Origin of the sequence: Rhodococcus sp. KBW08, assembly GCF_003852455.1 — a bacterium.
Lineage (GTDB): Bacteria > Actinomycetota > Actinomycetes > Mycobacteriales > Mycobacteriaceae > Rhodococcus_F > Rhodococcus_F baikonurensis.
Map to the genome: position 1 here is coordinate 342,106 of NZ_QAJJ01000018.1, position 13,236 is coordinate 355,341.

Below are 13,236 nucleotides of genomic sequence, written 5' to 3' on the forward strand. Positions count from 1 at the left end.
GCAAAACTGTTCGTTCGAACGAACAGTAACTTGTTTCAGTATTAGCGAACTTCGGTTTCGCGTCAAGATCGCGTCAAGACGCCAGGTCAGTGCGTAAGTGGATCGTCAGAGACGCGGAATCAGCCTCTCTGGAGGTCGAAGCTGAGAGAGCGCATCCGGTCGAGGGCGACCGAGCGTCATGGCTGCGATGCACAGCAGCACGGCAAAAGATTTCGAAGAGGGAAGCTCATGGCCGATCTGGCCTACGTTGCTCTGATTCTCGGCGGTTTTCTCGTGTGCGCGCTGGTACTGCGCGCCCTACAGGCGAGCGCTCCCAAATGACGGTTGCCGGTGTGGTCAGCGTGGTTCTGATCGCCGTCGCCGCGGCATTGGTCATTTATCTGCTCGTTGCACTCGTAGATCCTGAGAGGTTCTGATGTCGCCCGCTCTTGCAGCCGGCCTGCAGATCGCCTTTGTCCTCGTCGTTCTGGCAATCGCCTACGTTCCGGTGGGCGACTACATGGCACGTGTTTACTCGTCGACGCGAGATCTGCGGGTCGAGAGTGTGATCTACCGCGTCGGTCGGATCGACTCGCGGGCCGAGCAGACGTGGTACGGCTACGCCGCGAGCGTTCTCGGATTCTCGTTGGCGAGCGCATTGTTCCTGTACTTCCTGCAACGGATTCAGGGAGTACTGCCGCTGAATGACGGACTGTCCGGCGTCAGCCCCGCCGTTGCCTTCAACACCGCGATTTCCTTTGTGGCGAACACCAACTGGCAGTCGTACACGCCGGAAACGACGATGAGCAACTTCGTTCAGCCCGTCGGTCTGGCGGTGCAGAACTTCGTCTCGGCCGCAGTCGGCATGGCAGTGGCCATCGCCTTGGTACGTGGTTTCATTCGAGTGGCCAGGGGCGGTGAGATCGGCAACTTCTGGGTCGATCTCACGCGTGGCTCCCTGCGCATCCTTCTCCCGTTCTCCGTCGTGATCGCCCTGATCCTGTTGAGCCAGGGAGTGATCCAGTCGTTCCACAGCGGTTTCGCCTCCACCGGCCTCGACGGCAATGCGGTGACCAATGCACTAGCTCCCGTCGCGTCCCAGGAAGCGATCAAGGAACTCGGCACCAACGGTGGCGGGATCTTGGCTGCCAACTCGGCGCACCCGTTCGAGAACCCCACCCCGCTGAGCAATATCGTCGAGATCCTGGCGATCCTGTTGATTCCGGTCTGCCTCACTCGGACATTCGGAACTCTCGTCGGGGATCGTAGGCAAGGCCTCACCCTGCTGGCAGTGATGGGAATCCTGTGGAGCGGACTGCTCGCGGTGACGCTCGCTGCCGAATCCGGCGCACGCGGTGTTGCCGCCACAGCAGCTGGTTCGATGATGGAAGGCAAGGAAGTTCGCTTCGGAATCCCCGGGTCGGCATTGTTCGCGGTGGCGACCACGGGAACGTCGACGGGTGCGGTGAACTCTGCCCACGACAGCATGTCGCCCCTCGGCGGCGGCGCGGTCCTGCTCAACATGTTGCTCGGCGAAATCGCGCCGGGTGGAGTCGGAACCGGCCTCTACGGGATTCTTGTGCTCGCACTGATCGCGGTGTTCGTCGGCGGACTGTTGGTCGGTCGCACCCCCGAATACCTCGGCAAGAAGTTGGGTCGACGCGAGATCACCCTTGCAGCACTGTCGATTCTGGTCATGCCCGCACTTGTCCTGATCGGTACCGCCATCACCGTGATCCTCGGATCGACCACCGGTTATCAAGGCAACGGGGGAGATCCGGGCACGCCGGGATCGATCCACGGGTTCAGTGAGGTGCTCTACGCCTTCGCTTCCGCCTCGAACAACAACGGCAGCGCGTTCGGCGGTCTGACTGTCACCAGCGACTGGTTCCAGTCGTCCCTCGGAATCTGCATGCTTCTGGGCCGATTCCTGCCCATCATCTTCGTTCTCGCTCTGGCCGGCGCCCTGGCCTCGCAGAAGAAGGTGGCGCCGACGGCGGGCACCCTCCCCACATCCGGTCCGATGTTCACCGGCTTGTTGACCGGCACCGTCGTTCTTGTTGCTGCACTTACATTCTTCCCGGCCCTCGCGCTGGGCCCGCTAGCGGAGGCTCTTCAATGACCGTGCGTATCAGTGAGAAACCCGTGGTAGCGCAAGACGCTGCCGACAAGGTTGATCCAGGGCAGTCCCGTCAAGTACACGCAGGCGTATTCAACCCGCGGCAGATGATCACCGCGTTGCCGGGGGCCGTACGCAAACTCGACCCACGCCACTTGGCGCGTAACCCGGTCATGTTCGTGGTGTTCGTCGGTTCCGTCATCACCACCGTCATGGCGATCGCCGATCCCTCGGTGTTCTCCTGGGTGATCACCCTGTGGCTCTGGTTCACGGTGATCTTCGCGAACCTCGCCGAATCCGTGGCCGAAGGGCGAGGCAAGGCCCAGGCGGCAAGCCTGCGAAAGGTCAAGCAGGACACCACCGCACATCGGATCACCATGAGCGGTGCGATCGAATCGGTGTCCGGCACCGAACTGGTGGTCGGGGACCGGGTGATCGTGGTTGCGGGTGAGGTCATCCCCGGCGACGGCGACGTGGTCGAAGGTATTGCCTCCGTGGACGAATCGGCGATCACCGGTGAATCGGCACCGGTGGTCCGTGAATCCGGTGGCGACCGCTGCGCCGTCACCGGTGGTACGACGGTTCTCTCCGACCGCATCGTCGTGGAGATCACCGCGGCACCGGGCAGTTCGTTCGTGGACCGGATGATCGCGCTCGTCGAGGGTGCTTCGCGTCAGAAGACACCCAACGAGATTGCGCTCAACATCCTGCTCGCGTCGTTGACCGTCATCTTCCTCCTCGCCGTCGTTGCCATCGGCCCGATGGGCTTGTACGCAGGGCACGAACAGGATCCGATCAAGCTGATCGCACTTCTCGTCTGCCTGATCCCGACGACCATCGGAGCGCTGCTCTCGGCGATCGGTATCGCGGGGATGGACCGGCTCGTCCAGCGCAACGTTCTCGCGATGTCGGGGCGTGCCGTGGAAGCTGCGGGCGACATCGACACCCTGCTGATGGACAAGACCGGAACCATCACCTTCGGTAACCGTCGGGCGACCGCGCTCCATCCGGCGCCAGGTGTAACCGCCGACGACCTCGCTGCGGCAGCACGCTTGTCGAGCCTGGCCGACGGAACTCCCGAGGGACGGAGCATCGTCGAGTTGTGCGCAGCGGAGTTCGGTCTCGCTGCCGAGCCGACGCTGGACGAGGAACGCGCCGAGTTCGTTCCCTTCACGGCACAAACGCGGATGAGCGGACTCGACCACTCGGGACGCCACATCCGAAAGGGTGCAGCAGATGCGGTGATGAACTGGGTCGTCAGTGGCGGTGGACACGCAGAGACCGCGGTGACCGACACCGTGAACGACATCGCGCAAGCCGGCGGAACACCACTGGTAGTTGCCGTCAAGAACGGTGAGAGCACTTCGATACTCGGCGTGATCGCGTTGTCCGACGTCGTCAAGCCGGGAATGGCTGACAGATTCGCCGAACTCCGGGCGATGGGTATTCGCACGATCATGATCACCGGCGACAATCCGTTGACTGCGAAGGCGATTGCCGACAAGGCGGGCGTCGACGACTTCATGGCGGAAGCCACCCCGGAAGACAAACTGGCCCTGATCCGGAAGGAGCAGGAAGGCGGACGTCTCGTCGCGATGACCGGTGACGGGACCAATGATGCTCCCGCCCTTGCCCAGGCGGATGTCGGTGTCGCGATGAACACGGGAACCTCGGCAGCCAAAGAGGCCGGGAACATGGTCGATCTCGATTCCGATCCCACCAAGCTGATCGAGGTGGTGGAAATCGGCAAGCAATTGCTGATCACCCGCGGCGCGTTGACCACATTCTCGTTGGCGAACGACCTGGCGAAGTATTTCGCAATCCTGCCGGCCTTGTTCAGCGGCATCTACCCGCAGCTGGACGCGTTGAACATCATGCGTCTCGCCACCCCCGAATCGGCGATCGTCTCGGCCGTGATCTTCAACGCCTTGGTGATCATCGGGTTGATTCCGTTGGCACTCAAAGGTGTTCGATACCGACCGTCGACGGCATCGCAGTTGCTCGGACGTAACCTGCTCGTCTACGGTCTCGGCGGTGTGATCACGCCGTTCGTCGGTATCTGGTTGATCGATCTCGTCGTACGTTTGATTCCTGGAATTGGGTGACCTGACATGCGTTTCACTATCGGTTTTGCCAAACAGGTGTGGGCGGGTCTGCTCGTATTGCTCGCGCTCACCGTCGTTCTCGGTGTGATCTATCCTGCCGCCGTGTGGGGTGTCAGCCGAATCAGTTCGGGATCGGCCGAAGGCTCACCGGTCACCGACGCCTCCGGTTGTGTGGTCGGCAGTGCCTGGGTGGGTGTCGATCCGCAGGTTGCCGAAGGGCTGCAGGACCCGTTCTTCCACAATCGTGTCGTCGGATCGGTTTCGGACGAGGATCCGTTCGCCACCGGTGATCCCGCCGCGGCACTGCCGTCCAACCAGGGGCCGAGCAGCGAAGTTCTGGCCGGATTCATCATCGAGCGTCGGGCGGCCATCGCGGCACGTGAGGGCGTCGACCCGGCATCGGTTCCCGTCGACGCAGTCACCGGCTCGGGCTCAGGTATCGATCCCCACATCAGTCCGGCGTACGCCGAACTGCAGGTCGCGAGGGTGGCGGCGAACAACGGCATCTCGGAAGATCAGGTGCGAGAGTTGGTGGCCGAGCACACCGACGGTAGGCAACTCGGATTTCTCGGAGCCGAGCGAGTCAACGTCCTGGAGTTGAACCTGGCACTCGGATTGACGGCACCTACGTGTGCTGCGCCGACGACTGGTGGATGATTGTCACGTGAGTTCTTCGGAGAAGGTCGGTCAATCTTTCGGTAGGGCACGCAAACGCGGTGAATTGCGTATCTACCTCGGCGCTGCCCCTGGCGTCGGAAAGACCTTCGCGATGCTCGGTGAGGCTCATCGGCGTCGAGATCGTGGCTGTGACGTGGTCGCGGCCGTCGTGGAGACACACGGCCGCGCCCGCACCGCGGCGCAGATCGGTGACCTCGAGATCATTGCGCCGAAGCTGGTGGACTATCGCGGAACACGGATGCCGGAACTGGACGTCGAGGCCGTGTTGGCTCGGCGGCCGGCCCTTGTCCTGGTGGACGAGTTGGCACACACCAACACGCCGGGGAGCAAGAATCACAAGCGCTGGCAGGACGTACAGGAACTGCTCGACGCCGGAATCGACGTCCTGTCCACGGTCAACGTGCAACACCTCGAAAGCCTCAACGACGTTGTCGCGCACATCACCGGCGTGGTTCAGCAGGAGACGGTTCCGGACGCGATAGTGCGTAGTGCGGCGCAGGTCGAGCTGGTCGACATCACCCCGGAAGCGCTGCGCCGCAGACTTTCTCACGGCAACGTGTATTCACCGGAACGCGTCGATGCGGCATTGGGTAACTACTTCAGGCGCGGAAACCTCACGGCGCTACGCGAACTGGCTCTGCTGTGGGTGGCCGATCAGGTGGACGCCGCACTGGCGAAATACCGCGCCGAGAACAAGATCACCGACACCTGGGAGGCGCGCGAGCGCGTCGTCGTTGCCGTGACCGGGGGACCGGAGTCGGAAACCCTGGTACGACGCGCATCTCGAATCGCGTCGAAGTCGAGCGCCGAGCTGATGGTGGTCCACGTCGTGCGCGGTGACGGACTCACCGGGGTCTCGGCCCCGGAGATGGGCAAGGTGCGTGCGTTGGCCGTCGGGGTCGGCGCGACGCTGCACACCGTTGTCGGTGACGACGTACCGTCGACGCTTCTCGAGTTCGCCCGGGAGGAGAACGCCACACAGTTGGTGTTGGGAACGTCGCGGCGTTCTCGCCTGGCCCGAATCCTCGACGAGGGGATCGGCGCCGCGGTGGTTCAGCAGTCCGGTGGTATCGACGTTCACATGGTCACGCATGAGGAAGCAACTACGCGGCGACGCATTTCGGTGCTGGGGCGCTCGGAGCGCCGAGTCCTGTCGTGGATTGCGGCGATCGTCGTACCTTCGCTCGCGGCGGCGATCATGGGTCTGGTCGACCGAATTTCCGGGGTCAACGGGGAGAACGCATTGTTCTTCGTCGTGGTCGTTCTGGTTGCCCTCCTCGGCGGCGTCGGCCCGGCGATACTGTCGGCACTGATTTCGGGACTGCTGCTCAACTACTTCTTCACCGATCCGCGGTACAGCTTCACCATCGCCGAACCTGACAACTTCATCACCACTGTCGTGCTGTTGATCGTGGCTGTGGCAGTTGCCGTTCTGGTCGATGCCGCAGCAAAGCGCGCCCGAGAGGCGAAGCGCGCCTCCGAGGAAGCCGAACTGCTCACCTTGTTCGCCGGATCAGTTCTCCGCGGAGCAGACCTGTCGACACTTCTGGCGAAGGCACTCGAAATCTATCGCCAGCGAGGGGTTTCCGTCATCCATCACGACGACGGCGTCATTGCCGCCGTGGGAACGCAGCCTCCGACCACGGACGACGAAGCGGATACGGTCTGTGAGGTCAACGACGGGGAATACGCGCTGTTGTTGGCTGGACCCGACCTGAGTGCGCGGGATCGACGAGTGCTGACGGTGGTGGCTCACCAAGCCGTCGGAATGATCCGCCAGGAGAAACTGACCGTCGAGGCGAGCAAGGCTGCTGCGCTCACCGAGGCTGATCAACTGCGTCGAGCCCTGCTGTCAGCGGTAAGTCATGACCTGCGAACGCCTCTCGCCGGAGTGAAGGCTGCGGTGTCGAGTCTGCGCAGCGACGACATCGAGTTCTCGCCCGAAGACACCGCTGAATTGTTGGCAACCATCGAGGAGTCGGCGGATCAGTTGACGGCACTGGTCGGGAACTTGCTCGACTCGTCCCGCCTTGCCGCCGGCGTGGTGAAACCCGCGCTGCGGCCGGTGTATCTGGACGAGGTGGTTCACCGCGCGTTGCTGGGCCTCGGCATCGGCGGACGCTCGGATTCGCGAGCTCGCAGCGTAGTCGTCGACGTGGGTACCGTTGCAGTACAAGCAGATCAAGGACTGCTCGAGCGGGTGATCGCGAACATCGTCGACAACGCTCTGCGCTACGGGGGAGAAACCCCGGTGCGAGTCGGGGCGGCGCAACTCGGTGATCGTGTGGTGATCAGTGTCGCCGACACCGGCCCGGGTGTTCCGAGAGGTGAGGCCGAAACGATGTTCCAACCGTTCCAACGGATGGGCGATCGTGACAACACCGGTGGAGTGGGCCTCGGGCTTTCCGTGGTGCGCGGGTTTGTCGACGCCATGGGCGGAACGGTCAGCGCCACAGACACACCCGGTGGGGGATTGACGATGATCGTGGAATTGGCTGCGGCCGGTACGAATGGGAATGGATCATGAGTCGAATCCTGGTAGTGGACGACGAACCGCAGATTCTGCGGGCTCTGCGTATCAATCTTTCGGTGCGCGGGTACGAGGTGGTGACGGCGTCGACGGGTGCCGGCGCGTTGCGGGCTGCTGCCGAGCGTCCACCGGACGTCGTGGTGCTCGATCTGGGACTGCCGGACATGGATGGCACCGAAGTACTTGCGGGCCTGCGTGGCTGGTGCACGGCGCCGGTCATCGTTCTGTCGGCGCGCACGGACTCCGCGGACAAGGTCGAGGCGCTCGATGCGGGCGCCGACGATTACGTCACCAAGCCTTTCGGGATGGACGAGTTTCTGGCCCGCGTGCGAGCTGCGGCGAGGCGGGGAACCTCCGCGGCCGATACCTCGGAACCGTCGGTCGAGACCGCGTCGTTCACGGTCGACTTGGCTGCCAAAACGGTGAGTCGGCGCGGTGAACAGGTGCACTTGACGCCGACCGAGTGGGGCATGCTCGAAATGCTTGTGCGCAACCGCGGAAAGCTGGTCGGGCAGAAGGAATTGCTTCGGGAGGTGTGGGGGCCGGCGTATGACACCGAGACCCACTATCTGCGTGTCTACCTTGCTCAGCTTCGTCGCAAACTCGAGGACGACCCGGCCAACCCCAAGCATCTGATCACCGAGGCGGGAATGGGCTATCGATTCGTGGTGTGAAACCAGGTGTGAGGAGCCAGGTCAGAGCATCACTACCAATTTGCCACGAGCCGTACCGGCCTCCATCTTGGCATGTGCTCGCGCGATGTCCTCGAACGCGAACACCTCGTCGATCGGTACCACCGCCTCGCCGGACGCCACAGCGGAGAGGAAATCTTGCAGGACGTCGGCAGGCAGGTCGGACGCATCCCCGCCGTACGAGGTCAATCGCACTCCGCGTGGAATGTAGTCGATCGGATAGAAGTCCTTGACTGTCCACTCGTTGGACAGCATGCCCGTGAAACACACGGTGCCGTGAACGCGAGTGGCGCGCAACGTGTCGGGAAGTGTTGGTGTTCCGACCAATTCGAGGGCCAGATCAACACCGCCCGGGAGAATGTCTCGCACCTGTCCGGCCACAGCACCGTCGTCGACAACAACGTGGTCAACTCCGATCGCGGTCAGTGACGCCGCCTTGCGCTCGTCTCGGGTGGTTGCGAGAACTGTGAGTCCCCACCGCTTCGCCAGGACTGCCGTTGCCATGCCGACCGAGGAGGTTCCGCCTCGAATCAGTAGGGATTGACCGGATTTCGCATCCAGTCCCACCGTCAGCGAGCCGTACGACGTCTGCAGCATCTCGGGAACAGCTCCCAATGTCGACCAGTCCAGGTCGCTGGTGAAGGGAACGACCTGGCTGACGGGAACGCACGTGTACTCGGCATATCCGCCGTCGAAGACTCGACCCATCCCGCCCATCATGGCAGCGACCTGCTGGCCTTCGGTCAGCTCCCCACCGGGGCAGTTCACCACTTCGCCGATGGCTTCGATGCCCAGCACCCGCGGAAAAGTGACGCCTTCGGCGAGGCCGAGGCGGGTGTGAAGTTCGGATCGATTGAGACCGAAGGCCTTCACCCGGACCAGTACCCAGCCCGCAATCGGCACAGGTATCGGAATCTCCCTGATGGTCAATGCTTCTGGCGGGCCGGGGGCGTCGAGCACGATTGCGCGCATTGTGTCGGTCATGCTTTTTCCTTCGTAGTCGGTGTCAGGCTTCGGTTGGCTTCACGCAGCGTGGCCAGTGTGGCGCCGAACCGATCGAGAGCGTCGGGCGTCAGCACGGAACCGAGACGGCGTTCCAGTTCGTCGTCGAACGTGGCCTTCGCCCGCCGCAACAGCTCATTGCCATGGGGGGTCAACTCGATGAGTGAGGATCGTTTGTCTGCCGGATTGGATTGTCGACGGCAGTGCCCCGAGGACTCGATCCGATCCACCAATTTGCTCGTGCCGCCGACGGTGATCGCGAGGGCCTCGGCAATGTCGAAGACCCGACAACATCCGAGTCTGTCGATGATCTGCATCGGCTCGAATCGACTCAGCGGCAGGTCGTGCTCGATTCGGAGTCTCTGGTCGACGGCCGTCCACAATTCGGTTTCGAAGCGGACAAGGTTGTCGAAGTGACGGCTCAGGGCTGATCTGGTCACGAGCAGACACCGAGCTGATATGCATTCCGTGGAATCATTCTTTCAGCGTACGCACGATCCGTGATCAATTCCACGGAATCTATTCGCAGGCCTTCCGCGGTGTCGGTGGCGCATGGGAACATATGTTCGTGCCGAATGAACCGCTGGATCGAGAAACGCCAGGTAATCACCCTGGCGGTGCGCATTCTGGGGGTCTCCGACCTACGGGTGACGCAACGATCCTGCACGCGGACCTTGATTCGTTTTACGCATCGGTCGAGCAACGCGACGACCCGACTCTGGCGGGCAGGCCGGTCATCGTCGGTGGTGGAGTGGTCTTGGCGGCAAGCTACGAGGCCAAGGCATTCGGGGTTCGCACCGCCATGAGTGGTGGTCAGGCTCGATCACTGTGTCCCCAGGCGATCGTCGTTCCTCCGCGGATGTCGGCATACTCGCAGGCGAGCAAAGACGTGTTCGACGTCTTTCACGACACGTCGCCGCTGGTCGAAGGGATCTCCATAGACGAGGCCTTTCTCGAGGTCGGTGGCCTTGCCAAGATCGTGGGAAACCCGCTGCAGATCGGAGCCAACCTCAGACGCGACGTGGCCGAGCAGGTGGGACTTCCGATCACGGTCGGCATCGCTCGCACCAAGTTCCTGGCCAAGGTCGCGAGTGCATTCGCGAAACCCGACGGATTGCTGCGAGTGCCGCCGGAGGGTGAGACCGAATTCCTGCATCCGTTACCTGTCGAGAAACTGTGGGGCGTCGGCAAGATCACGGCCCAGAAGTTGCGAAACTTCGACATCGTGACGGTAGGTGACATCGCTCGTCACGACGAATCCTCGATCGTCTCGATTCTCGGGGGTGGTGCCGGTCGGCATCTCTACGCGCTCTCGCACAACCGAGATCCACGCCCCGTCCGCGCCTATCGTGGCCGCAGTTCGATGGGTGCTCAGCATGCGCTGGGTCGCGGATCCCATCCCCGCGCAGAACTCGATGCGTCGTTGATGTCCCTTGTCGACCGTGTCAGTCGGCGGATGCGTTCGGCGCAGCGGACGGGGCGCACGATCACGCTCCGGCTCCGCTTCGCCGATTTCACGCGGGCCACTCGTTCGCACACGCTCCGCCGATCCACGGATGACACAGCGGAGCTGCTGAACGCCTCGATGGTGCTGCTGGATGAAGCGATACCGACAATCTCGGACAAAGGCATCACGTTGATCGGGGTAGCAGTCTCCAACCTGGATCGTGACGGTGCCCAGCAGCTCGAATTGCCCTTCGACGGTCCAGGATTCGCGAGCCCGGACACTGCGGCCCTCGACTCGGCGATGGACAGTGTCCGGAAGAAGTTCGGCTCCGCGGCCCTCACGAGGGGAGTGCTCCTGGGGCGTGACCCCGATCTGTCGGTGCCGCTACTTCCGGACTAGGTGAGGTTTTCTCGCAGAGTCGCTCCCTCGTATTCGCGTCGGAACAACCCACGAGCCTGCAATACCGGAATAACGTGGTCGACAAAATCTTCCAGTCCCTGGGGATAGGTCGGTGGCATCAGGTTGAAGCCGTCGGCGCCGCGACCGCGCAACCAGGATTCCATCTCGTCGGCAATCGACTCCGGTGTGCCGATCATCGTTGCGTGACCACCACCTGCAGCCAGCGTTCCGAGGAGTTCCCTCACAGTCGGTGCGTCCTTCTCGACGATCCGCAGAATAGTTGCGTAGCGTCCCTGCGGCCCGGTGAATGCTTCGAGTGGAGGCAACGGAGGCACGGGCCCGTCGAGATCCCAGTTCTCGCAATCCTGCCCGGTGAACAACGAGAGTTGGCGTATCGATTGTTCCGTGGGCAGCAGGAGATCAAGTTCGGCCTTCTTCGCCCGTGCCTCGGCGGCGGTGCTGCCGACGTAGGTGACCAATCCCGGCATGACGGCGACCGAGTTCGAATCCCGGCCGGCGCGCTCGATTCTCGATTTCACGTCCGCGTAGTAGCTCTGTGCGCTGGGTAGGTCGTAGGCAACCGAATAGACTGCCTCGGCGCGTCGCGCCGCCAGATCGCGACCCTGCTCGGACGCCCCTGCCTGGAACAACACCGGCCTACCTTGCGGGGAGCGCGGAACCGTCAACGGCCCGTCCACCCGAAAATGTTTGCCGTCGTGATCAATTCGAGAAATCCTGCTTGCGTCGGCAAAACGCCCGGACCGGTCGAGAATCAGCGCGTCTTCGGACCATGAATCCCACAATGCGAGGGCCACGTCGACGAATTCGTCGGCTCGTTCGTACCGGGACGCATGATCGGGCATCGCCTCGAGGCCGTGGTTGCGCGCTTCCTGGTCGAACATCGAGGTCACGACGTTCCAACCGGCCCGTCCGCCGCTGATGTGGTCGAGCGATGCCAGCAGTCGTGCTGCGTGAAACGGCGTGTAAAAGGTCGTGGAGATGGTGGTGACCAGGCCGACGTTCGCCGTCGCTCGTGCCATGGCAGTCAATGCGGTGATCGGTTCGAGAAACCACGACGCACCAGACTCGGGTTCTCGAACACTGTGACCGTCCGCGAAGAAAACGGCGTCCAGCTTGCCGCGTTCGGCGATCTGGGCAAGCGTCTCGTAATACGTGATGTCGCCGAGACTTTCGACAGGTGAGTCGCGGTGCCGCCACGCCGCACTGTGGTGTCCGCAACCGAGCAGGAACGCACCTATCCGTAGTTGTGCGCCCATCAGTTCTTGACGAGTCCGCCGTCGACAACCAGGTTCTGGCCGGTCACGGCCCGCGACCATGGCGAGGCGAAAAAGAGTGCGGCGTCGGCAAATTCGTCCGGTGTGGTGACTCGGCGCAGGGGAGTGCTCGCCGCGATCATGTCGAAGACGGCTTCCGGTGTCGCGGCACTCGCATCGGTGGTACGGAGCAAGCCGCCGGAGACCATGTTGACTGTGATCCCGTCCGGACCGAGGTCGGCGGACAGTGTCCGTGTCAGTGCCAACAGTGCAGCCTTGGCGGCGGTGTAGTCGTGGTACGGAACTACCGGATTCTGGACCAGATTGGTTCCGACAGTGATGATTCGGCCGAAGCCGAGTTCGCGCATGCCGGAGAGTGCCGCCTGAGTGGTGTTGAGTGCGCCGGCAACGGCTCCGCGTAGTTGAGAGTCGAAGTCGGCCCAGGTGATCGTGTCCGCGTTCGGCCGGGCATCGCCGTTGAACGAGAAGTCGACGAGTGCATTGTCGACCACGGTCGAGATCGGTGCGTCGAATCGCTCGCGTGCGGCGGTGAACAACTGGTCTACCGAACTGCGGTCCGTCACGTCTGCCTGGACTGCGTAGGCGCGATCCTCGCCCAGTTCGGTGGCCAGGGCCTGGGCGGCATCACGGCTCTTGTTGTAGTTCACGATCACCCGGGCCCCCGAGCGGGAGAATGCTCGGCTCAGTGCGGCGCCGAGCCCGCGGGCGCCGCCGGTGATCAGAACGATCTGCTCGTCCAGGTTCAATGCGCGCTGAAATTGCTGTTCGGTCATGTCGACATCCCTCCGCCAGTGCTAACTGGTCAGGTTCATCGGGTCTGATCTCAGCCGACTTTTTCGGCACCCCGTGTCGCCGTCCATCAGACCACGAGAGGTGAATCGTCCTGAACGCCGGGTGCGTAGTAACGACGGGCGCGATGAGTTTTCGATCGCTCGGGAGTCGTAATTGCAAGCGAAGTGGCAACCGGCCGCTCGCCTTCGCCCCGGGAGA

Annotated in this window: 11 protein-coding genes and 1 riboswitch; of the genes, 7 read left to right on the plus strand and 4 right to left on the minus strand. The window is 62.9% G+C overall.

What is annotated here, in order from left to right; genetic code table 11:
- Positions 1-317 precede the first annotated feature (317 nt).
- Genes kdpF through DBV08_RS25400 form a run of 6 tightly spaced genes read left to right on the plus strand, consistent with a single transcriptional unit; the run spans position 318 to position 8,085 of the window.
- On the plus strand, positions 318-416 hold the full coding sequence (gene kdpF, locus DBV08_RS25375; RefSeq protein ID WP_007731078.1) for a K(+)-transporting ATPase subunit F: 99 nt from the start codon (positions 318-320) through the stop codon (positions 414-416).
- Positions 416-2,101 carry a potassium-transporting ATPase subunit KdpA gene (kdpA, locus tag DBV08_RS25380; RefSeq protein ID WP_124569262.1) on the plus strand — a complete coding sequence of 562 codons (1,686 nt, stop codon included), beginning with the start codon at positions 416-418 and terminating at the stop codon, positions 2,099-2,101. Before kdpF ends, kdpA begins: the two co-directional genes overlap by 1 nt.
- Positions 2,098-4,203 (plus strand): potassium-transporting ATPase subunit KdpB, encoded by a 2,106-nt coding sequence (gene kdpB, locus DBV08_RS25385; RefSeq protein ID WP_124569263.1) that lies wholly within the window; start codon positions 2,098-2,100, stop codon positions 4,201-4,203. The genes kdpA and kdpB overlap by 4 nt, the downstream gene beginning before the upstream one ends.
- Positions 4,204-4,209: 6 nt before the next feature.
- Positions 4,210-4,860, plus strand: coding sequence for a potassium-transporting ATPase subunit C (locus DBV08_RS25390; RefSeq protein ID WP_124569264.1), 651 nt, complete (start codon positions 4,210-4,212; stop codon positions 4,858-4,860).
- Positions 4,861-4,867: 7 nt separating this feature from the next.
- Positions 4,868-7,408: a sensor histidine kinase KdpD gene (locus DBV08_RS25395; RefSeq protein WP_124569265.1), complete on the plus strand. Its 2,541-nt coding sequence runs from the start codon at positions 4,868-4,870 to the stop codon at positions 7,406-7,408.
- Entirely contained in the window at positions 7,405-8,085 is a 681-nt protein-coding gene (locus DBV08_RS25400; RefSeq protein ID WP_003944545.1) for a response regulator, read from the plus strand. Before DBV08_RS25395 ends, DBV08_RS25400 begins: the two co-directional genes overlap by 4 nt.
- Positions 8,086-8,106: 21 nt before the next feature.
- Here the strand turns inward: DBV08_RS25400 and DBV08_RS25405 are convergent, their stop codons facing one another.
- Entirely contained in the window at positions 8,107-9,087 is a 981-nt protein-coding gene (locus DBV08_RS25405; RefSeq protein ID WP_124569266.1) for a zinc-binding alcohol dehydrogenase family protein, read from the minus strand.
- Positions 9,084-9,545, minus strand: coding sequence for a MarR family winged helix-turn-helix transcriptional regulator (locus DBV08_RS25410; RefSeq protein ID WP_124569267.1), 462 nt, complete (start codon positions 9,543-9,545; stop codon positions 9,084-9,086). The genes DBV08_RS25405 and DBV08_RS25410 overlap by 4 nt, the downstream gene beginning before the upstream one ends.
- Positions 9,546-9,667: 122 nt before the next feature.
- Here DBV08_RS25410 and dinB point away from each other — a divergent pair, with 122 nt between their 5' ends.
- Positions 9,668-10,951 carry a DNA polymerase IV gene (gene dinB, locus DBV08_RS25415; protein WP_095969775.1) on the plus strand — a complete coding sequence of 428 codons (1,284 nt, stop codon included), beginning with the start codon at positions 9,668-9,670 and terminating at the stop codon, positions 10,949-10,951.
- Here the strand turns inward: dinB and DBV08_RS25420 are convergent.
- Together DBV08_RS25420 and DBV08_RS25425 are read right to left on the minus strand one after the other, a co-directional pair.
- Entirely contained in the window at positions 10,948-12,228 is a 1,281-nt protein-coding gene (locus tag DBV08_RS25420; protein WP_124569268.1) for an LLM class flavin-dependent oxidoreductase, read from the minus strand. The two genes, dinB and DBV08_RS25420, sit on opposite strands and share 4 nt — an antisense overlap.
- On the minus strand, positions 12,228-13,019 hold the full coding sequence (locus tag DBV08_RS25425) for a 3-oxoacyl-ACP reductase (protein ID WP_124569269.1): 792 nt from the start codon (positions 13,017-13,019) through the stop codon (positions 12,228-12,230). The genes DBV08_RS25420 and DBV08_RS25425 overlap by 1 nt, the downstream gene beginning before the upstream one ends.
- A riboswitch (TPP riboswitch) is annotated at positions 13,010-13,103 on the minus strand. Its footprint overlaps the gene before it by 10 nt.
- Positions 13,104-13,236: the final 133 nt, after the last annotated feature.

Excerpts from the sequence above, each read along its gene's own strand:
- dinB (WP_095969775.1), top strand. The coding sequence starts at position 9,668 with ATGTTCGTGCCGAATGAACCGCTGGATCGAGAAACGCCAGGTAATCAC.
- DBV08_RS25400 (WP_003944545.1), top strand. The coding sequence starts at position 7,405 with ATGAGTCGAATCCTGGTAGTGGACGACGAACCGCAGATTCTGCGGGCT.
- DBV08_RS25425 (WP_124569269.1), bottom strand. The coding sequence starts at position 13,019 with ATGACCGAACAGCAATTTCAGCGCGCATTGAACCTGGACGAGCAGATC.
- DBV08_RS25420 (WP_124569268.1), bottom strand. The coding sequence starts at position 12,228 with ATGGGCGCACAACTACGGATAGGTGCGTTCCTGCTCGGTTGCGGACAC.
- DBV08_RS25405 (WP_124569266.1), bottom strand. The coding sequence starts at position 9,087 with ATGACCGACACAATGCGCGCAATCGTGCTCGACGCCCCCGGCCCGCCA.
- DBV08_RS25390 (WP_124569264.1), top strand. The coding sequence starts at position 4,210 with ATGCGTTTCACTATCGGTTTTGCCAAACAGGTGTGGGCGGGTCTGCTC.
- kdpA (WP_124569262.1), top strand. The coding sequence starts at position 416 with ATGTCGCCCGCTCTTGCAGCCGGCCTGCAGATCGCCTTTGTCCTCGTC.
- kdpB (WP_124569263.1), top strand. The coding sequence starts at position 2,098 with ATGACCGTGCGTATCAGTGAGAAACCCGTGGTAGCGCAAGACGCTGCC.
- kdpF (WP_007731078.1), top strand. The coding sequence starts at position 318 with ATGACGGTTGCCGGTGTGGTCAGCGTGGTTCTGATCGCCGTCGCCGCG.